This window comes from Gilliamella sp. LMG 34359 (genome assembly GCF_984569085.1).
The window spans coordinates 291,917-313,891 of sequence record NZ_OZ474906.1; the positions used below are offsets into that span (position 1 = coordinate 291,917).

19 protein-coding genes are annotated in these 21,975 nt (G+C 34.9%); 8 read left to right on the forward strand and 11 right to left on the reverse strand.

Annotated features, from left to right (window positions below; all coding sequences use genetic code 11):
* Window positions 1–580: 580 nt before the first annotated feature.
* The 7 genes from AC5LXV_RS01490 to kdgT all read right to left on the reverse strand — a co-directional run bounded on the left by AC5LXV_RS01490 (window position 581) and on the right by kdgT (window position 10,099).
* Entirely contained in the window at window positions 581–1,315 is a 735-nt protein-coding gene (locus tag AC5LXV_RS01490; RefSeq protein WP_493445597.1) for a pentapeptide repeat-containing protein, read from the reverse strand.
* Between the two features lie 846 nt (window positions 1,316–2,161).
* Window positions 2,162–3,280 (reverse strand): pentapeptide repeat-containing protein, encoded by a 1,119-nt coding sequence (locus AC5LXV_RS01495; RefSeq protein WP_493467202.1) that lies wholly within the window; start codon window positions 3,278–3,280, stop codon window positions 2,162–2,164.
* A 512-nt stretch (window positions 3,281–3,792) separates the two neighbouring features.
* Complete coding sequence (locus AC5LXV_RS01500) at window positions 3,793–4,806, reverse strand: pentapeptide repeat-containing protein (RefSeq protein WP_493452359.1); 1,014 nt, start codon at window positions 4,804–4,806, stop codon at window positions 3,793–3,795.
* Between the two features lie 620 nt (window positions 4,807–5,426).
* Window positions 5,427–5,945 carry a pentapeptide repeat-containing protein gene (locus AC5LXV_RS01505; RefSeq protein ID WP_493467203.1) on the reverse strand — a complete coding sequence of 173 codons (519 nt, stop codon included), beginning with the start codon at window positions 5,943–5,945 and terminating at the stop codon, window positions 5,427–5,429.
* A gap of 552 nt (window positions 5,946–6,497) precedes the next feature.
* On the reverse strand, window positions 6,498–7,046 hold the full coding sequence (locus AC5LXV_RS01510; protein ID WP_493467204.1) for a pentapeptide repeat-containing protein: 549 nt from the start codon (window positions 7,044–7,046) through the stop codon (window positions 6,498–6,500).
* A 1,594-nt stretch (window positions 7,047–8,640) separates the two neighbouring features.
* Complete coding sequence (locus AC5LXV_RS01515) at window positions 8,641–9,075, reverse strand: nuclear transport factor 2 family protein (protein ID WP_110432247.1); 435 nt, start codon at window positions 9,073–9,075, stop codon at window positions 8,641–8,643.
* A gap of 25 nt (window positions 9,076–9,100) precedes the next feature.
* Complete coding sequence (kdgT, locus tag AC5LXV_RS01520; protein WP_110432246.1) at window positions 9,101–10,099, reverse strand: 2-keto-3-deoxygluconate transporter; 999 nt, start codon at window positions 10,097–10,099, stop codon at window positions 9,101–9,103.
* Window positions 10,100–10,565: 466 nt separating this feature from the next.
* Between kdgT and AC5LXV_RS01525 the strand changes: the two genes are divergently transcribed.
* From AC5LXV_RS01525 to kdgK, 5 genes are all read left to right on the forward strand, one after another.
* Window positions 10,566–11,510 carry a C-terminal binding protein gene (locus AC5LXV_RS01525; protein ID WP_493467205.1) on the forward strand — a complete coding sequence of 315 codons (945 nt, stop codon included), beginning with the start codon at window positions 10,566–10,568 and terminating at the stop codon, window positions 11,508–11,510.
* Window positions 11,511–11,539: 29 nt separating this feature from the next.
* On the forward strand, window positions 11,540–12,544 hold the full coding sequence (locus tag AC5LXV_RS01530) for a zinc-dependent alcohol dehydrogenase (RefSeq protein ID WP_493445601.1): 1,005 nt from the start codon (window positions 11,540–11,542) through the stop codon (window positions 12,542–12,544).
* 28 nt (window positions 12,545–12,572) lie between these two features.
* Complete coding sequence (gene kduD / locus AC5LXV_RS01535; protein ID WP_110422385.1) at window positions 12,573–13,334, forward strand: 2-dehydro-3-deoxy-D-gluconate 5-dehydrogenase KduD; 762 nt, start codon at window positions 12,573–12,575, stop codon at window positions 13,332–13,334.
* 77 nt (window positions 13,335–13,411) lie between these two features.
* A complete protein-coding gene (locus tag AC5LXV_RS01540) occupies window positions 13,412–13,876 on the forward strand; it encodes a NanQ anomerase/TabA/YiaL family protein (RefSeq protein WP_493467206.1) in 465 nt (154 codons plus the stop codon).
* A gap of 95 nt (window positions 13,877–13,971) precedes the next feature.
* Complete coding sequence (gene kdgK, locus AC5LXV_RS01545; RefSeq protein ID WP_493445603.1) at window positions 13,972–14,904, forward strand: 2-dehydro-3-deoxygluconokinase; 933 nt, start codon at window positions 13,972–13,974, stop codon at window positions 14,902–14,904.
* 43 nt (window positions 14,905–14,947) lie between these two features.
* Here the strand turns inward: kdgK and AC5LXV_RS01550 are convergent, their stop codons facing one another.
* Together AC5LXV_RS01550 and AC5LXV_RS01555 are read right to left on the reverse strand one after the other, a co-directional pair.
* The gene (locus tag AC5LXV_RS01550; RefSeq protein WP_110432242.1) at window positions 14,948–15,715 is read right to left on the reverse strand and encodes an IclR family transcriptional regulator; all 768 of its coding nucleotides are present in this window, start codon (window positions 15,713–15,715) and stop codon (window positions 14,948–14,950) included.
* Between the two features lie 53 nt (window positions 15,716–15,768).
* On the reverse strand, window positions 15,769–16,530 hold the full coding sequence (locus AC5LXV_RS01555) for an IclR family transcriptional regulator (protein ID WP_110422382.1): 762 nt from the start codon (window positions 16,528–16,530) through the stop codon (window positions 15,769–15,771).
* A gap of 305 nt (window positions 16,531–16,835) precedes the next feature.
* Between AC5LXV_RS01555 and AC5LXV_RS01560 the strand changes: the two genes are divergently transcribed.
* Window positions 16,836–18,035 (forward strand): efflux RND transporter periplasmic adaptor subunit, encoded by a 1,200-nt coding sequence (locus AC5LXV_RS01560; protein WP_493467207.1) that lies wholly within the window; start codon window positions 16,836–16,838, stop codon window positions 18,033–18,035.
* A 1-nt stretch (window position 18,036) separates the two neighbouring features.
* Window positions 18,037–20,001: a MacB family efflux pump subunit gene (locus tag AC5LXV_RS01565; RefSeq protein ID WP_493467208.1), complete on the forward strand. Its 1,965-nt coding sequence runs from the start codon at window positions 18,037–18,039 to the stop codon at window positions 19,999–20,001.
* 89 nt (window positions 20,002–20,090) lie between these two features.
* Here AC5LXV_RS01565 and AC5LXV_RS01570 read toward each other — a convergent pair whose 3' ends face one another.
* Entirely contained in the window at window positions 20,091–20,837 is a 747-nt protein-coding gene (locus AC5LXV_RS01570) for a DsbA family protein (RefSeq protein ID WP_493467209.1), read from the reverse strand.
* Window positions 20,838–20,851: 14 nt separating this feature from the next.
* On the reverse strand, window positions 20,852–21,121 hold the full coding sequence (locus tag AC5LXV_RS01575) for a YihD family protein (protein WP_034884473.1): 270 nt from the start codon (window positions 21,119–21,121) through the stop codon (window positions 20,852–20,854).
* A 236-nt stretch (window positions 21,122–21,357) separates the two neighbouring features.
* Here AC5LXV_RS01575 and mobA point away from each other — a divergent pair, with 236 nt between their 5' ends.
* Window positions 21,358–21,951, forward strand: coding sequence for a molybdenum cofactor guanylyltransferase MobA (gene mobA, locus AC5LXV_RS01580; RefSeq protein ID WP_110432238.1), 594 nt, complete (start codon window positions 21,358–21,360; stop codon window positions 21,949–21,951).
* Window positions 21,952–21,975 lie beyond the last annotated feature (24 nt).

The following is a 21,975-nucleotide window of genomic DNA, read 5'->3' on the forward strand; positions in this document are numbered from 1 at the left end:
ACCGCCCATAACATTAAGCGTAAATCAGAAAAGATACAATAATCAAACTTATTAATTGAGTTATTTCAGATAAATATTTCTCCACAAGCAACAATAACTAGATCAATAGATCAACTATATTTAGCAATATAAAAGTTTTTTAGTTTGGGTTACTGAGATAGGATAGTAAACATAATTGAGGACTGTATACCGTTTTATAAATAGTTAAGTACAAAGAAATCAAACCATAAAATAGACGTTAATAACCGCGATTTTTGAGAGCACACTTCTAAAACATCAAGCTAAACGGTTGATCTGTTGATGAAATAATACAATGCAGTTAATAAGAAAAATTAAAAATTACACAGACAATAACAACGTTACTTAATGATATTTCATCTCCGCTACGGTTAACTATAATTAGCGTCGAAAATTAAATTATAGCTACAATTCATTTTTAGCTAAGCTAAACTCAATTACTCTTTTTTGTCGGGTAAAATCATCTAATCAACTTACCTAAAATCATAGCTAGTTGGCTAACTGTATAATGGAAAAATATACATTGGATAATACATAATCAACGGAAACATGTTGCCATTGTTCAACTATATTTCTGGTAAAGCTGCATTACCTTAGCACCGCGCAAGCTAATAGCAAACAAATTGGTATTACAAAAATTGGCACCGCACAAGTCGGCATCACTTAGGTCGGCACCGCGTAAGCTTGTATCTCGCAAGTTGGCACCATACAAGTTGACACCACGTAAATTGGCACCGCTCAAGTTAGCCTTGAACAAATTGGCATTGCTCAAATCAGCACCACATAAGTTGGCTTCGCGTAAATCAACACCTCGCAAGTTGGCACCATGCAAATTGGCTTCACGCAAGTTAGTACGTCGCAAGTCTGCATCGCGCAAATTGGCACCACGCAACCGGGCTTTAAATAAGTCGGCATTACATAAGTCGCAACCGTGCAAGTCGGCACTAAGCAAGTTGGCATCTGACAAGTTAGCATCGAATAAGTTAGTACTGAATAAATTGGCACCATGCAAATTTGCTCGACTCAAGTTGACATCGCGCAAGTTAGCTCTGCACAAGCGAGTATTAACTAAGTTGGCTTCGACCATGTCAGCACCACACAGATTAGCATTGCACAAGTCGGCACTACGCAAATCAGCATTGCGTAAGTCAGCATCGGACAAGTTGGCAAAGCGCAAGTTGGCTTCGTACAAATCGGCACCACGCAAGTCAACATCGCTTAAGTTGGCTCTACATCCCCATTGATGAAAAGTTTCAAGCCAAATTTGGTGTTGTTTCAATAGGTTATTGATATTCATTATCCATTCCACATTATTTGTAAAGCCATCAAAAGATAGCTAATCACTAGTCTTGATAACTTTAATCCTGCTCATCAATCGTCCATATATTTACTACTTTATTATGTGTCGATAGTCCCCCTTTTCATAGTACCTTACTCTTATTTAAGATCGTAATTGAACATTAAAATAGTTAGCTCATTTTATTGAATAATAGTCAAGCCGGTCTTTTTTTAAAAATAAGATTAGATACATTTTGTCACATTCTTGATCGTATTTAGTTGAAAATTGAATAATATTGCTTTTTTGGTTGGCAATCATAAAAGAAGATTGTTCCATCTTTATCCATTGCAATATACTAATACTTATTATTGATACTATGTCATACTTATGAGAAACAGGTATTGTTAGCTTTATACATTATTTGATAGCAAAATCTACCTTGTTATTTTAGGCTCTCTCCATTCCTCAAAATATTTAAGATACGATTTATCCGATTACTTTCTCTTTTAGTTCGGGCAATCTGTACTAAATGATCTTCATCTTCATTTTGCGGTATTAATTTTTCATCACTAGCCTTTATTAAATTAAAGAAGCAATCGGTGATACTTTTATCTTTTTATATGCAAAGTAATGTTGTAACCATTTATGGCATGGACAAAATACCGTTATCATTCTTCAAAAAAACTAACACTAAGCAGTATTATTGGTTAAAAAATTTTTAAATTGATGTTCTTCGCTTACTTAATGAGCTTTATGCTAGGTGATTTTTGTGTTTTCACTTATTTATTTACAAAAAATTGCGTTCATGTGTTTGTTTGCCATACAACACTCTAATTGGCTAACGGTAATGGTTCTCTAGCAGCTTTATTCGTCATTGTTTTGTTCTTGTAGCCACTCGGGGCGACCAGCTTTTTCACAATAAAAATCAATAATATCTAATAAGCGAGGGTAAAATTTTAGTAATTTTTTGCCACCTATTTCCTCAATAGTTTGTTGGTTAAATTGCCGCCATTGATTAACCGTATAAGACCAAGAGCCGGCTCTAACACAATCTCCGTTTACTATTGAAATAAAATATTTTTCACCCTTTATTATAAAGGTTGATAATGGTAAATCAGCATCCCACAAGTCAGTATCGCGTAAGTCAACATCGTGTAAGTCGGTATTGCTCAAGTCGGCGCTACGCAAGTTGGCACCTCGCAAGTTGGCGTAGCTTAAGTCGGTACCATTCAAATTGGCAAAGTACAAATCGACATTGCTCAAGTTGGCACGGCTCAAGTTGGCACAGCACAAGTTGACATTGTTCAAGTTGGCACCGCTTAAGTCAGCATTGCGTAAGTTAGCACCACGTAAATCGGAGCTGCACAAATTAACACCACGCAAATTGGCTTCGCACAAGTTGGCACCGCTCAAATTGGCTTCCCTTAAGTCGGCATCACACAAATTGGCACCACGTAATTTGGCATTTAGCAAATTGGCACTAAACAAGTTGGTTTCGCTCAAGTTGGCATTGCACAAGTCAGCATTGCGCAAATTGGCGACCTGTAAAATGGAACCGCATAAATTAACACTATTTAAATTGGCGCTGAACAAGTTGGCTTCGTGCAAGTCGACATAGCGCATGTTGGCACCGTTCAAGTCAGAACAACGCAAGTTGGCATAGCTTAAATCAGCACCGCATAAGTTAGCATTGCTCAAGTTGATATTGCACAAGTTGGTACCGCTCAAGTTGGCTCCGTTTAAATTGGTATCGCGCAAATCGGCTCGGCGCAAATTGGCATAGAGCAAGTAAGCCCCCCATAAATTAGCACCGTTTAAGTTGGCATCGCGCAAATTAACATTACGCAAGTCGGCTCCGGACAAGTCAGCATTGCGTAAGTTGGCATGACTCAAGTCGATACCATGCAAGTTGGCTCGAATTCCCTCTTTACCAGAGGTCTCAAGCCAAATCTGGTGTTGTTCTAATATTTCATTGATATTCATTATCCATTCCTCAATTTCAGTAAAAAACGACCAAAAGAGGCAAGCGGATGTTAGAATTAAACAGCTTAAGGCAAGCGCTATGCCTTATAAAAATCTACTCCTGCTTGTGATGCGTCCATATATTTACTACTTTAGTATGAGTCGATAGCTCTCACTAATTCATCTTTTCTACTGTATATTTTTAGATCGGACTTAAACATTAAGCTAGTCAACTCATTTTATTGAACATTAATTAAATCGACCTATTTCAATAACAGGATTAAATGCATTATTGTGGTTTTCCTATGTCAGCAATTATAAAAGAAGATTATTCTGTTTTTATCGATTGCAACATATTGCCACTTTTTATTGATTCTACGCCATAAATAGATATAAACATTGGCTTTAGATAGAATTAAATATCAAAATCTATCTTATTATTTTTAGATTCTTACCATCCAACAAGATATTCAGAATAAAATTTAACCGTTGCCCTTTTTAGCTAATGTAATCGGTTCTTACTCTAAATAGCATTATTTGTCATTATTTTGTTCCTTAAGCCATTCAGGGCGATCACCTTTTCCACAATAAAAATCAATAATATCCAATAATCGAGGATAAAATTCGAGCAATTCTTCACCATCTATTTCCTCAACAGTTTGTTGGCTAAATTGTCGCCACTGATCGACTGAATGGGACCGATAACCCGTTCTGACACAATTCCCATTAACTATTGAAATAAAATATTTTTCACCCTGTATTATGAATGTTGATTCCGGTAATTCAGCATCCCACAAATTGGCATCGCGCAAGTCGACATCGTACAAGTTGCTATCACTCAAGTCAGCATTAGACAAGTTGGCACCACGAAAGTCAGTACCGCACAAGCTGGCACTACTCAAGTTAGCGCCGCACAAGCAGGCATTAAACAAGTTGGCATCGGACAAATCGGCACCTTGCAGATTGGCACCAATAAAATTGCTACCTTCCAAATTTGCACGACGTAAATTGGCTTGGCACAAGTCAGCACCGTTCAAATTAACAGCTAACATGTTGGTATAGCTCAAATTGGTGCCGGACAAGTCAGCATAACTTAAATTTGCTTCACACAACTCTACATCACGTAACTTAGCACCGCACAAATTGACACCACTTAAGTCAGTGTGGTTCAATTTGGCATCACGCAAATCAGCATTGCTCAAGTTAGCATCATGCAAGTCAGCATCACAAAAATTGACACTGCGCAAGTTGGTATCACTTAAGTCGGCACCACTCATGTAGGTTCGTGACATGTCAGCATGTTGCAAGTTGGCACCATGCAAATTGGCTTCGCTCAAATCGGCAATAGGTAAGTTGGCACCGAACAAGTCAGCATTGCACAAATTGGCACCGTGCAAATCGGCACCGCGAAAGTCGGCACTGCGCAAGTTGGCATTGCTCAAATCGGCACCACGCAAGTTAGCATCGCAAAAGTTGGCTCTAACTCCCTTTTGACAAAAAGTCTCTAGCCAGATTTGGTGTTGTTCCAATATTTCATTAATATTCATTATCCATTCCTCAAATTCAGTAAAAGCCCTCAAAAGAGGCAAGCATATGTTAGAAATAAACTGCGCAAGGCAAGCACCAAGCCTTAAAAACTCTACACCTGCTTGTGAAGCGTCCATATTTTTACTACTGTGTTATGAGCCAATAGCAGCCGTTTTCATATTTTTCTATTCTTATTTTAAAACGTACTTGAACATTAAACTAGTTAGCTCATCCTATTGATAATCAATAAATTTTCCTATTTAAAAATAAGTTCAAATACATAACTATCACTTTCTTGACCGTATTTAGCTGAAACTTGCATAATGTTGCTATCTTAGTTGGTAATCATGAAAGAAGATTATTCAGTCTTTATCCATAACAACATATCGCTACTTTTTATCGATTCTACGCCATAACTTACCAGAAATAGGTAAGATATTGCTGTTAGCCTTATACGATATCTAATATCAAAATCTAGTTTATTATTTTTAGACTTTTTTCATTCATCAAGATATTCAGAATAAAATCTAACAGAGAGCCGCCAATTTTTTACTAGTGCAATTAGGCATTAAATGTTCAATGCTACTAACAATGTCGATTCCAATAAATATAAATTGTTTTAGCACTGCTCAAGTCAACATTAAACATTCTCGGAACTACACGAATTGCCATCGGGCAAGTTGGCCCCATTCAAGTTAGCTTCGCTCAAGTCAGCACCGCTCAAATTGGCACCGCTGAGGTCAACATTGAACAAGTCGGCATTACGCAAATTGGCACCACACAAGTTGGCACCTCGCAAGCTAGCTGCACTCAAGTCGCTACCACTCAAGTTAGCACCAGACAAGTCGGTATCACTCAAGTTGGTACAGCACAAATTGGCACCGCTCAAATTAGCTCCACTCAAGTTAGCATTAGACAATCTAGTCCCCCCCAAGTTAGCTACGCTCAAATTGGCACCAGGTAAGTTGGCACCGAACAAGTTGGCATTAGACAGATCGGCTGCGCATAAATCAGCATCACGCAAATCGGCACTGCGCAAGTTGGTACCCCTCAAGTCTACACCGCGCAAATTGGCACCGCAAAGGTTAGCTCTACTCCCCTTTTGACAAAAGGTTTCAAGCCAAATCTCGTGTTGTTCCAATATATGATTAATATTCATTATCTATTCCTCAATTTTTATAAAAAAAACCTCAACAGAGACAAGCGGATGTTAGTAATACACTGCATAAGGCTGATACTAGACCTTAAAAAGCTATTGCCACTTGTGAAGTTTCGGTATATTTACTACTTTATTATGAGCCGATAGCGCCTTTCTGCCTAGTTTTCTACGCCTATATTAGATCGTAGTTGAACTTTACACTGATTAGCTCACTCTATTGAATAATAGTCAAAGTTGGTTTTATTCAAAAATAGGATTAAATACATTACTACCATTTTTTTGAATATATTTAGTTGAAAATTGAATAATGTCGCTTTCTTAGTTGGCAATCATGAAAGAAGATTGTTACCTCTTTATGCAAAGCAACATACCGCCACTTTTTATTGATTTTACGCCATAACTTAATATAAACATTGGCTTTATACGGTATTTAATATCAAATTCCACCTTATTATTTTTTAGACTCATTCTATTCATCAAAATATTCAGAATGAAATTTATTGCAAAACCTACTTTTTAGCTAGTGCAATCGGCATTTACTCTATAACGGTATTACTCAACACAGTTTTGTTCATTAGGCCATTGAGGACGATCACCTTTTCCACAATAAAAATCAATAATATCCAATAAGCGAGGGTAAAATTTGAGTAATTTTTTACCATTTATCTCCTCAATAGTTTGTCGGTTAAATTGACGCCATTGATTAACTGAATAAGACTGATTACCCACGTTGACACAATCTCCGTTAACTATTGAAATAAAATATTTTTCACCCTGTATTATGAATGTTGATTCCGGTAAATCAGCATCACGCAAATTGGCACCGAGCAAATTGGCGCCACGTAAGTCGGCATCATACAAATTGCTATCACGCAGATCAGCATTGCGCAAGTTAGCACCGCACAAACGGGCACCATTCAAGTTGGCACCGCACAAGCGGGCATTGCTCAAGTCAGCACTTCGCAAATCGGCTTCTCGTAAGTCGGCACAGAACAAATTGGCACCACGCAAATCGGCTTCGTAAAAGTTGGCTTTTATACCCTCTTGACCCAAAGTCTCAACCCAAATCTTGTGTTGTTCCAATATTTCATAAAGATCCATTATCCATTCCTCAATTTTTGTTAAAAAGTCCTCAACAGAGGCAAGCGGATGTTAGTAATATACTGCATAAGGCTAGCATCAAACATTAAATATTTATTCCCGCTTGTGAAGCGTCGATATATTTACTACTTTAGTGTGAACCGATAGCTCCTATATTCCTATTTTTCTACTCTTATTTTTGATCTTAGCTGAACATTACACTAATCAGCTTACGCGATTGAATAATCGTCCAATCGATCTTTTTCAAAAATAAGATCAAGTACAACACTGTCATTTTCTTGATCGCATTTAGTTGAAACGTGAATAATGCTGTTGTAGTTATATTGTATTGTATATTTTGTTTGAAACAACTGTTAATGTATAGTTATGATAGATATTCATTATTATTGATTGCTTTATAACTTTTAGGCTAATTAACCCATGTTCAACATTGCTTTTGAATAGTTAATTTTGCATATAGCTTTTATATGAATATTGCTTTTATATGAAAAAAGTTTAAGTATTTCTCAAATATCGTCAGGTTTGATAAATTTCGAAGCAAATATCTTCATAATGTTGTTTTCAATCTAGAAAATATCATCATCGCTTAATTTCTTATATCAATGAATGGGTAAATTGAATATTCAATTTATTAATTCATGACTTAATTCAGTTCAATATTAGTATAATTGGCAAAAGAATTACTATTTTTGATTCAAATAATTTTGTGACATTAAATACCTGTAATTTTATGCCAGTAATCGCTGCCGATATAGTTAACTTTGTATCATAAAACATTCTTAATTTTTTATTTTGCGCAATTAATTACTGCTATTAAATCTTTAAATTCAATTAACCCTATATAGTTTTCCTTTATAAATAAGCATGTTATCACCACCCATTGTGTCTATTAGGTGTTATGGTGTTGCGCTGATTGTATTTTTATTCAATTAAATATAGATAGCTTTTAACTACTTAATCATGATTATAAAAGTTTTATACCAACACAAGGATATAGGGCTATGACCAGAATAGAAGAAATATTAATTACAATTGTGATACCACATGCAAACAATTTGTTAATAATGAAAAAGCGTTCACTTAACTAGGTCTGATAAAATCTACTTAAACTGATAAATATTAGTTCGAGAAACCATTAAGTTATAAGACACCAATATTTCAATTCAAATCTCAACGGGAATGGTTATCAATTATACAAGTGTTCCTCATTTGTTTTACGCTCTGACATCACTGAATAGCAATGATATATAATCCATGGTGAATTATAACGATATGTATTATCAACCATGGTAAAAATAAGATGCAGACCTTGTTGTTACGCAAGTGATGAAATAGTAAATCTGTCAAGTTTTTAAAGTAATATTCGTGTTATCAAAGTGTTATACATGGCTGATAACCCAAATATGTAAATAACCTAGTTAATAACATAATACTAAATAAATCCTAATACGGATCTACGTTAACATTGAACATTGAACATTGACAAAATTTTTGCCACGATTTTTTGAGGAGCGGGGGTGGGAAAGTTCTAAAACTTCACAAAATAAGCGTTACTAATCAGGTAAATGTCGATCGTAACGCTTATTGATATTTATTATTGTGGAAGTTTATAGGCTTGACGTGCAAGTAGTTTCCAATCACTATCAACTTTTTTGAAGACTAACATCACACCAATTTTTACTTTACCGATTTTACCACTATTGTTGGTATCAGCAGAAAAAACGTGTCTAACAATGGCGGTATCACCTTCAGTGGTGATGGTTTGATCTTGAAATTCAAGCGTGGTAAAACCAGAACGTCCACTGACTATTGCATCAACAAATTCTGCTTTATTCTCAATCACAGCACTAGAATGGCCATAAGTTAATGAAGGTAATGCAACATTTTCTAACTGTGCTTTATCGGCACTAAGCATGGCTAATCGCATAGTTTCTACAGCTTGTTCTACCGTGCTTTGATTTGGTGTAGCGGCATGACTATAACCAATTGATAACACGATAACTAACATAAAACTTAAAATTTTTTTCATACTATTTCTCCTTAATTACATTTGTTTATTCACTTTTTGTTGAAGGAATTAACTCTTCATCATTTTTAATTAAATTTGGATTGAATTTTTTTGCCCAAATTGAAGTGATAATCGGTACCACAACAGATGTAACAATCACACTCGTGGCAACCATTGCCGTTGCCGCAGAAGCAACTGGAGCAAATTCAGGTACCATTTCAGCAATCAATAAAGGTGTTGCCACAGCGGCGCCGGCAGAACTCGAGGCGGCAACCCCCGCGGTACCATTTCCTTTACCAAGAAATTTATCAGATAAGATAAGCGGAATACCGGTAATAACTATGACTAATAAGCCTAATAAGATTCCGGCTAAACCTGTTTCAAAAATAACCTGTAGTTTTATGCTATTACCTAGTGCAAAAGCAAAGAACGGAATTAATGTCTGTACTGCGTTACCAAATAATTTTCGAAGATCAGAGTCTAAATTACCAAGCATAAAACCAATTAAGAAAGGTAATACCGCACCAACAAACAGTCTTGGTTCAAATGAAGCAACGCCAGAAGTCCCCAAAATGACCATTGTCATCAAAGGGCCGGATTCTAAAGACATTAATACAAAAGCACCGGCTTCTTCTTTTGAACCATACTGATTCATCAAAGCAGCATATAAACCACCATTAGTCATATCCATTGAAGCAACTAAGGCAAGAATTGAGAAACCAGCAAATATGCCACCTTCTACCATATAACCATTGGTCCAAAAAGTACCAGCAATAAGGGCTACAAACCATGCGGTCGCGATTTTAGTGACGACTAATACACCGGATTTTCTTAGCATCATGCCGGTAGCTTTAAGCTCAATAGAAGCTCCCATACAAAAAAACCATACGGCTAATATAGGTACTGTTCCTGAAATTAATCCATTAGAAAAAGATCCTAAATATTTTCCTCCACCAGGAAAAACCGTATTACATAAGGCGCCAAGAAAAAGAGGAATTAACATTAATCCTCCTGGGACTTTATCAATAAACTTTTTTATTTTCATTTATACATTCCTAAAAATTAACAATATGATTTAAATAAATTAATTTAACTTACGTAAAAAAGACTTTAAGTAAAATTATATATTCGGAATACCATTCCTTTTTTGAATATACAAAATAATAAAATAAAATCAATTTTGATTCTTAATTTTGTGATAAACATCACCAATTAAAAATCAACCTATTATTTTTTAATATTATTTTTTTCATTGATAAATTAACTAAATTAACAACCCCGATTGAATATTGTTTATAAAGGATAGCGATAGAAAAAATAGTAAAAAAATACCAAACAATAAAACATATAAATAAAAACAAAATAAACAAATAGTTAGCATTTATTATGTTAATAATGGATTAAAATTTTATGTGACGCAGATCACAATAAATAATAAATGAAATATCATTCTTTTAAATTCTTAATTATGATTATTTCGGAATGATATTCCATTTAATAGAGGTAAACGAATGAAGATTTATATTACAGATTGTGACCATGAATCCATGGACATTGAAAAAAAGACTTTTACTAAAGAGGGTGTGGATTTTGAAATCTTAAACGTCACACAACCCGAAGATATTATCCGAGCTTGTCACGATGCAGATGCATTGATTTTACAATATGCGACTATTTCCGATAACGTACTGAGTTCTTTAAAAAATTTAAAAGGTGTTGTCCGTTATGGTGTTGGTGTTAATACCATTGATATTGAGTCAGCAACTAAAAATAACGTAGCGGTTTGTAATGTCCCTGATTATGGAACAAATGAAGTTGCTGATCACGCCTTGGCTCTTATTATGGCTTTAGCCAGAAAGTTACCATTGTTGATAAAAGATACAAAAAGCAATATTTGGGCTTATGAAAAAGCTATTCCTATTTATCGATTACAAGAACAAACTGCTGGCATTGTTGGTTTAGGAAGAATTGGCTTGTCATTAGCCAAAAAACTTCATGGTATTGGATTAAAAGTAATTGGTTTTGACCCATTAGCTAAAAAAGAGCAACTTCCAGATTATATCGACTTTGTTAGTTTAGATGAGTTATTAGCCCACTCAGATATTATTTCGCTTAATTTACCATTAACAAAGAGCACCGAGAACTTAATTGATAGTAAAGAGTTCTCAAAAATGAAAAGCAATTGCTATTTAGTTAATACCGCAAGAGGCGGCATTGTAAATGAAGAAGCGCTTTATCAAGCATTATTAAATCATACCATCGCTGGTGCAGCGCTTGATGTATTTAAGCAAGAACCGCCAACAGATAGAAAATTATTCAGCTTAGATAATTTCATTGCAACGCCTCATGCTGCTTGGTATTCAGAACAATCTCAACAAGATTTAAAAAGAAAAGCGGCTGAAGAAGCAATCCGCTTAGCAAAAGGTGAAAAACCACTCTATTGTTTAAACAAATAAGAATATCTATCAATTACAGGATATAAAACATGAAAGCGATAATTTATAAAGGTCCAAATGATGTAGCTTGTGAGCAAACCGTTGAACCGGAAGTTAATGAAAATGAAGTATTAATAAAAGTAAGTCATGCGGGAATTTGTGGTTCTGATCTTAATATTTATTTAGGGGTACATCCTAGAGCCAAAGCACCATTAGTATTAGGTCATGAATTTTCAGGTTATGTCGTTAATGGCGATGAGCAATTACCAACTGGAACTAAAGTATGTGTGCGCCCACTTATTTCTTGCGGTAAATGTTCTGCGTGTGAATCAGGTAATAGTCATGTCTGTAAAACACTTAAACTTTATGGCATCGATACCGCTGGGGGGATGGCTGAATATGTGAAAGTAGATAGAAGTAAAATTCATGTTTTACCAAATGATTTTCCGATGGATTTGGGGGCTTTTGTTGAACCATTAGCGGTAGGTATTCACGCTGTAGCAAGAACACCTTTTAAGATAGGTGATAGCGTTGTTGTGTTTGGTGCTGGCACAATTGGCCTTTGTGTAGCAAGTGTGCTGAAACTAGCTGGCGCCAAACAAGTGATTGTTATTGAAACCAATGATTTCCGCATTAATTTAGCTAAAGATCTCGGTTTTACGGTGATCAACCCGAAAAAAGATGATGTATTAAATACAGTATTAAAATTAACCAACCAAGTCGGTGCTGATATTGTTTATGACTGTGCCGCTCATCCCTCTGTTGCTTTGCAATTAACTGATTTAGTCAGAGTTCAAGGTACGATTGAAATTGTTGGTTCATATAAAAAACCGACAGAATTTAAATTACTCGACATTGAGTTTAAAGAACTCAACATCATTGGTACCAGAGTGTATGAAGCAAGGGATTTTGAAACTGCAATCCAATTCATACAACAAGATTTTCCATATAAAAAATTACTCACCATATTGCCTCCAGAGGAAGCAAAACAAGGATTTGCTAATGCTTTAACCGGTGAAAACGTAATTAAAACAATATTTAAATTTTCTGATTAATAAGCTTATAAATTTAAGGTATACCATTATGAAAAATAAAAACCCTTTTGACTTAACCGGTAAAAACGCCATTGTGACAGGAGCCTCTCGCGGAATAGGTAAATCTCTAGCAATGAGCTTAGCTAATGCCGGCGCTAATATTATTATCATCGATGTTGCTCGTGATGAACAAACTGAGTTAGCGATAAAACAATATAACGTATCTTGTGAAACTATTACATTTGACCTAGCTAACTTTGATAAATATGAAAATCTTATTTCAGATATCATTAAAAAATATCAACATATTGATATTTTAATCAATAATGCCGGTATACAGCGTCGTCACCCTTCCGTTGATTTTCCGAAAAATGATTGGGATCTCGTCATTAATATTAATATGAATGCAGTATTTTTTATGTGTCAACAAGTGGGTAAACACATGATTGAGCAAGGTTACGGAAAAATAGTCAATATTGCTTCTTTATTGGCGTTCCAAGGCGGATATACCATCCCAGCTTATACAGCTGCTAAATCGGCAGTGGCTGGTTTTTCAAAATCACTATCCAATGAATGGGCATCTAAGGGGATTACCATCAATTGTATCGCTCCTGGTTATATTGCTACCGAAATGAATACAGCATTGATGAACGATGAAACGCGTAATCGTCAAATTCTAGAACGGATTCCGGCCGGACGATGGGGAAATCCTGAGGATTTAGGTGGTGCCGCAGTATTTTTATCCTCTAGTGCATCTGATTATATCAATGGTTTTACCATTGCTGTTGATGGTGGATGGTTAGGTAGATAGTCGTTTTTTTAAATTAATTTTATCTTAATTATTGGTTAACAGTTAACACCAATAATTAAGATGTCTAGGAGGACATTATGATTATTGGCAATATTGAACATCTTGAGTTAATCCCTTACTTACCAAATAAACTCAAACATGCAATAGAAACAGTAAAAAAAGAGGTCAATGATAATACAGAAAATGGACGTTATACCATTGATGGTGATGATGTTTTTTATATGGTTTCAGAAACCTTATCGAGAACTCAAGAAGAAGGTAAATATGAATATCATGCTAAATATATTGATATTCAAATTGTATTGTCTGGACAAGAAGGTATGGCAGTATCTACACTTCCACCTCATTCTGAGGTAATTGAAGATAAACTAATTAATGGGGATATTGCATTTGTAAAAGCGCCAGTAGAAGAGACAATGTTTGTTATGCAACCTAAGGATTTTGTCATTTTTTATCCTAAAGAAGTACATAAACCACTGTGTATTGTTGCTGGCAAAGCAGAAAAAATTCGTAAAGTGGTTGTTAAAGTCGCTATAGATTGACTTGTAACTAATTGTAACAATAACTAAAACAGGTTTGTATGACTTCACCTGATTTGGTTATTTAGATTATCAACAATACCTGATAAGGAATAGTGATGAGTATAAATATCGCGGTAATCGGAGAGTGCATGATTGAACTCTCAATTAAAGATAATTTAACAACTAGAAGTTTTGGTGGTGATACTTTAAATACATCTGTTTATTTGTCCCGTTTATTTCCCAATGACCAAGCCTCTATTCATTATGTCACCGGGCTCGGTATTGATCCATTTAGCCAAGAGATGTTAGATCAATGGCAAAAAGAGAACATCAAAACCGATCTCATCCAACAATTAGATAATAAAATACCGGGATTGTACGCCATTATGACTGATAGTAATGGTGAGCGATCATTCTATTATTGGCGTAATGATGCTGCGGCAAAGTTTTGGTTAAAAACGGAACAAACAGAACAGATCTGTGAAAAAATAACCACATTTGATTATATTTACTTAAGTGGAATTAGTATTGCTATTTTAGATGAATATAGTATAGATAAACTGATCGAGTTATTAGAAAAATTTAAAGCCAATGGCGGTAAAGTGATTTTTGATAATAACTATCGCCCTCGATTATGGCGTAGTCAGGAATATGCGCAAAATGTTTATTCTAAAATTCTTTCTTATACCGATATAGCATTTTTGACGCAGGATGATGAACAGTTACTTTGGGGCAATACCCACTATCAAGATAGTATTATTCGTAGTAAAAAGTTAAATGTTTCTGAAATTATTATCAAAAGAGGAAGTGAAAGCTGTATAGTCGAAACTTTAAATGAACGTGTAGAAGTACCTGCTAATGTTATTACTAAAGATAAAATCGTTGATACTACTGCCGCCGGCGATTCATTTAGTGCCGGTTATTTATCCGTTCGATTAAAAGGTGGAACAATTGAAGATGCAATCCAAAAAGGTCACGATTTAGCGGGAACCGTTATTCAATATCGAGGAGCCATCATTCCTCCTGAAGCTATGAATAACTTAATTTAAACGATAAACGTTTTAACAATAAAATGAAAACCACCTAATCAGGTTATTTGGTTGCAATATATCCTAATCTGGAAGAAATTGAATTAGTCGTCTCTTTTAATAAAGAGGCGCATTTTTTCATTTGGTTTTGCATTCGATTGCTAGGACCAGTAATACTTAATGCTGCAACGACATCATTGCTGTAATTAAAAATACCTGATGCTACGCAAATAAGTCCTTCTTCAACCTCTTCCCAATCATAAGCAATATTTTCTCGGCGAACTTCATCTAAAATATCATAAAGCTTTTGGGTATCTGTTATGGTGTTTTTAGTATGTTTTAATAGTGGAGAAAGCAATACCCTATCGATCTCTTGTTGAGATTGATGTGAAAGTAATATTCGACCTAATCCGGTACAGTATGCTGGGCGCATATGGCCTAAATTGGAGCTGGTGTGAATAGCATTATTCCCTTCACTCTTATATAAATAGACAACATTACCGCTATTATAGACCCCTAAAAAACAGGTTTCATTTATTGTATTTGAAAGTGATTTGATAAATGGAATAACAACATCAACAATATTAACATTTACTAAACCTGATATACCTAGTTCAAGTGATTTGAACCCTAATGTATATTTATCTGATTTTTCATCAAAAAAAACATATTCTCGATCAAGTAATGTTTTTAATATCTTCTTAATAATAATTTTGTTTAGTTTGGTCGCTTCAATGATTTCATTAATTGTCACACCTGCAGCGCAATTACTAATCACATCTAAAACTGAAATAGCCTTATCAATTGCTGATGTTGCTTCTTTTTGAATCATAATTTTAAACCTTTATAAAAATAGTCAGCCATTAATTCAACCGACCGATCACATTAATTTTTCTTTTTTAGTTCAATTGAAATTGATGATGAAATATTTTTTAACTCGTTAATAATCAACTCTTTTTTCTGTATAATTCGAAAAGAAGATCCGGCAACACTAATCGCACCAACAACTTTATTTTGTTTTATAAAAATTGGAACTGCTATGCAAGACAATCCTTCTTCCACTTCTTCATCATCCATGGAATAACCGTCGATACATACTTTGGCTAAACTATTATGAATCATTTCACGATCAATAATGGTTTTATCTGTAAATTGAACTAAGGGGCGACTTAATACTTTATTAATTTCGACTAATGGTTGGTAAGCTAATAATGATTTGCCAAGTCCTGTACAATAAACAGGCATTCGGCTTCCTATGTGTGAATTGGTTTTAACAGCCAGTTCACCTTCAGCTTTATATAAATAAATAACACTGCCATCATGATAGACGGCAAGAAAACACGTTTCATTAATTTTTGAAGCTAGCTTTTTTAAAAAAGGGATTGAGATACCAACCAAAGAGATATTCATTAATCCCTTTACACCTAATTCAAAAGCTTTAACGTCTAAAGAATATTTTTCAGTATTCGCATCATAACTAAGATATTGCCTTTTTTTGAGAGTATCTAAAATTCTAAATACTGTTGTTTTTGCCATTCTACTTAATTTGACAATTTCAGCTAGAGAAATGCCTGATGAATAATGACTAATTATTTCAAGCAAAGTTAAGGCATTATCTAAAGTGGATTGTTGTTTTTCAAATGACATTTATTAAACCCCAGACCATGATATTATCTATCCAATAGATTGATTAAAAACAATACAATAAATAATTAAGATGCACTTTAAAAAGGCAATTTTTAGAATACAATTTTTATCTAATTATATGTATAAATTCAGCTTAGCGGTTACATATTACTAGAATAATCATTTTTTTTCTATTAATTCAATAACATCTTTACTATTTTGCATAGTTAAAAATTTTCATAAAAATTACAATTTATTATCTTTGCTTATCATTGCAAATTGAATTAATACGATACAATGCTCAAAAAATAATAAAAAATTAAAGGATGAAAAGATTGGCAAAATTCATAAGATTCAAATATATCGTTATCGCGATTGCCGCTTTAGTATTGTTGTATATAGTAAAAGCCATTTTTTTCCCTGTGGAAAAAGCGGTCAATTATATTACATCGCCAGTCACTAAAGGGAGTGTTGAGAAAACGGTGCTTGCTGATGGCACCATAAGTGCCTTTAAACAAGTTAGCGTAGGTGCGCAAGTTTCAGGACAGATAAAAAAACTGTATGTTGAGCTTGGCGATGAAGTTAAACAAGGTGATATGATTGCTGAGATTGACGATCTTAAACAAAGTAATGATCTTAAACAATCGGAAGCATCACTTAATAGCTTAGAAGCCCAGCGAACTTCAAAGAAAGCTAAATTAGTCAACTATCAATTAATCTATGAACGTCAATTAAAGTTGGTTAAAAAAGGGGTCGGCGTCCAATCGGATTTAGATTCCGCCAAAGCTGATCTTGATGCGATTAAGGCCGATATTGCCGCCCTCGATGCTGATATCGTCAGTGCTCAAGTGGCGGTTGATACGGCAAAAGTTAATTTAGGTTACACTAAGATACGTTCACCGATTGATGGTGTGATAGTCGCCATTCCGGTTGATCAGGGACAAACAGTAAACTCGGTACAAAGTGCGCCAACTATCGTTAAAGTTGCCCAACTGGATAAAATGACCATTGAGGCGCAAATTTCAGAAGCCGACGTTATTGGTGTTAAAAAAGGTATGCCGGTTTACTTTACAATTTTGGGACAACCCAATAAGCGTTTTGATGGATTAACATTAAGAGCGATCGAACCGGCACCAGACTCAATTAATACCGAAAGTTCGACTTCAAGCTCATCATCTACCACCAAAACTGCTATTTACTATAATGGATTGTTGGATGTTGATAATCCTGATCGTATTTTACGGATATCAATGACGGCTCAAGTATATATTGTGTTAGCTGAAGCGAAGAATGTACTTACGATTCCATCTCAGGCTATCCAAAAAAATATAGGCACTGATAAAGCAATTGTTTATATTCTTAATCAAACCAATGAGATTGAGGAACGGGAAGTCAATTTAGGGATTAATAATAATATTAATGTTGAAATCAAATCTGGTCTGAAAGAAGGAGAAGTTGTCGTTGTTAGTAGCGCAAATGGTGCAACATTTAATCCCAATAGCAAAGGACCAAGGATAAGATTCTAAGATGACCAATACTCCATTAATTAAACTCGAAAATATTATTCGTGAATTTCCCGCTGGAGAATCAACGATACAAGTTCTTAAAGGCATCAATTTAACCATCAATGCTGGAGAAATGGTGGCGATTATTGGTGCTTCGGGCTCAGGCAAATCGACACTAATGAATATTCTCGGTTGTTTGGATAAGCCAACCAGAGGAATTTATGCAATTAGTGGGCGAACCACCAGTCAGTTATCACCTGATGAGTTAGCAGAACTACGCCGTGAACATTTTGGATTTATCTTTCAACGTTACCATTTATTAAATGCATTAACAGCACAAGGTAATGTTGAAATACCCGCTATTTATGCAGGTGTTACCAATGAACAACGTCAAACTCGAGCGGCTAACATATTAGCGCGTTTAGGCCTTGCTGATAAAATAAATAATAAGCCTAATCAATTATCGGGTGGACAACAACAACGTGTTAGTATTGGCCGTGCACTAATTAATGGCGGACAAATTATTTTAGCTGACGAACCAACCGGTGCTCTCGATCGTAAAAGTGGTTTAGAAGTCATGACCATTTTACGAGAACTACATCAACAAGGGCATACTGTTATTATTGTTACCCATGATCCGAACATTGCCCAAAGTGCCCAACGGATTATTGAGATTAGTGATGGTAATATTATTTCTGATTCAATTAATCCCAATTACTCATCTGCGCAAGTTGATAATCGACAAGTTAAGCAAATCGAAATAACCAAAACGCAAGATAATTTTTCCGCCAAATATTACCGTTTTCGTGATGCATTTAAAATGGCAATATTATCCATGTTGTCACAACGGTTACGCACGTTTTTGACTATGCTAGGAATTATTATTGGTATTGCTTCAGTGGTATCTATGGTTGCTTTAGGCGAAGGAACAAAACAGAAAATACTATCCAATATTAATTCGTTAGGTACAAGTACGTTAGAAATTTATGCCGGTAGCGGTTTTGGTGATCGTAACGCCGATAAAATCACAACGTTACGTTCTTCAGATGCCGATTTTCTTGCGCAACAAAGCTTTGTTCATAGTACAACACCAAATCTTTCCACCAGCGTCTATTTTCGAATAAATAATTTAGCTGTAACCGGTACGGTGAATGGTGTAGGTGAACAATTTTTTGCCGTACGCGGCTATACCATTAGTCAAGGAATAGCCTTTAATCAAGAGGCAGTAAACGCATCCGCTCAAGAAGCGGTAATTGATGAGAACACCGTTAAAAGGCTGTTTAGTGATCAAAATCCAGTAGGCAAAATTCTCATGGTTGGTCAATTACCGGTTAGAATCATCGGAGTTGCCACTAAACAACAGCAAGGATTTGGTAATAACGAAAGCCTTAATATCTGGTTACCTTACACCACAGTGATAAATCGTATGGTAGGGCAAACATCATTAAAAAGTATTACCGTTCGCATCAATGATAATATTGATTTAAGTGTGGCAGAACAAGCGATTAATAAAATTATGCTACAACGCCATGGCACTAAAGATTTCTTTATCTTTAATTCCGATAGTATCCGAGAAACCGTCAATTCATCAGCTTGGGTTTTAACTTTGCTGATCTCAACTATTGCTTTAATTTCTCTCGTTGTTGGTGGTATTGGGGTAATGAATATTATGCTGGTATCTGTCACAGAAAGAACGCGAGAAATTGGTGTTCGTATGGCAGTTGGTGCACGTTCGAGTGATATTTTGCAACAATTTCTTATTGAAGCCGTACTGGTTTGTTTAATCGGCGGCACATTAGGGATCGTGTTGTCATTTTTAATTGGTTTTATTTTTAATTATTTAGTGACCTCGTTTGCTATGAGTTTTTCTATTATTTCTATTATTGCCGCATTTAGCTGTTCGTCGATGATTGGGATTATTTTTGGCTATGTCCCAGCAAAACGAGCTGCAAAACTTGATCCAATTTATGCATTAGAAAGAGAATAAAAAATCCCATTAAAATAAAATCCCTTTGTACTAATTAACGACAAAGGGATCTCAATTATTTCTAATAAACAATTAAAAACGTCAATTAATTATTTTTTTGACTTGTCTTCATTAGCCGATTTTTTATCGTTTTCAACCTTAATATTAGGATCTAAACCAACTAAGTAAGCAGTTACTCTCGCATAATCGTTGATATAGTTAGTGGTACTGTTAGCATTTAGTCCTCGTGAATTCACAAAAAACTTGCGGTTAACCACAACAGTTGGAATTGAATCTGGACTTAATTGCTTAATTGCCTCTGTTTGTTGTGCCATAAATGCTTTGACTAAAAAACTTTGTTTGGTTTTATCAAACTTTTCAGCATCAACACCTAAATCAGCAAAAACAGCTTTAATATCTTCGGCAGTTTTTATTTTACGATCTTTTTGTACCGCTTTGTAAAGTGCATCAGAAGCTTTATCTTCGATACCTAAAACATTAGCAACTGCCCACGCTTCAGCTAACTCTTTAGCTAAAGGGCCAAAATTTTCTAAATGATAACGTTTAAATTGAGTACCATTAGGTAATGCTTTAGCAATTTCGCCTGGTACATGAAATTCGCTTTCAAATTTGAAACAGCTAGGACAGTTGAATGAGAAAAATTCGACAACTTCTTTGTCTGGAGATGGCTGAAATGGTAAAACGCCATATTGTTTACCACTTTCAATCGGTTCTAATTGTGAGACGGCACTTGCTGTAGCTGGTTGAGTTTCATTCTTAGTATTTACCGGTGCTTCGTCAGCAAAGCTGCTCATAGAAGTTAGTAATACTCCAATAGCAATGAGCGTTTTTTTCATCTAGTTCATTCTCCTTATTCTTGAATAATTCCGCGAGCTTTTAATATTGCTGATTTAAAATCATCTTCATAATCTTTCTTTAATCCAGGAATGGCTTCATTTTTATCTGAATTACGCATTTTTAAATGATAAATTAAAACTTCATCACTAAGATCTTTCAAATCACCATCAAAACCGGCTTCTTTACCTAATTTATCTAAAAGCTGTAACAAATTGAGATCGGAATCGTTTTCCCAAGCTGGTTGTAATAACTCAATTAATTCATCAATACGATGACATTTCATAATAATTACCTTTTTAATTATTCAACTATGTTGAAGATGATGATATAAACCTTTATGTTAATCTTTATATTGCAATCTGTATATTAAAAAGCTTCTATTATATACTCGGCTTTTAATCTAATGAGAACATAAAGTCTGTATAAACGGATAACTTACGCTAGATTTTGTATCTAAAAATAACTTTGTTATATAGTAATGTTATTTTGTTTTTTAGCAATGTAAAAGAGAAAGTATTTATGGAAAAACTGCCTGTGACAGCCATTATTTTAGCTGGTGGCCAAAGTAACCGTATGAATGGTGTGGATAAAGGTTTAATGTTATTAGCAGAAAAACCACTATTTCAGCATGTTATTGATCGGATTAAGCCACAAGTTGACTTTATAATGATTAATTGTAATCGTCATGCTGATCAGTATGCTGCGCTAGATTACCCGGTTTTTGGTGATGATTTACCGGGATTTTTAGGGCCGCTTGCCGGTATCTATAGCGGTTTATTACGCAGCTCGACAGATTGGAACTTAGTTGTTAGTTGTGATACCCCTTTTTTGCCACTTGATCTACTAATTCGTTTAGCCAAATTCACAACAACCCATCAAGCTATTTTCCCTTTTGACGGCAAGGATAATCACCCAACCGTTTTATTAATTAATAAATCCGTCCTCCCACAACTAAAAAAATATTTGGAAAATGGTGATCGTAAACTGATGTTATTTTTAAAACAAATTCATGCAACCGCGGTTGATTTTAGCGATACACCGGCTAGTTTTACCAATATTAATACAGTTGAAATGCTCGAAAGTGCTAATTTGGCAATTAAAGCGAATAAGTAAATCCTATCTAAGGCCATTTATAAA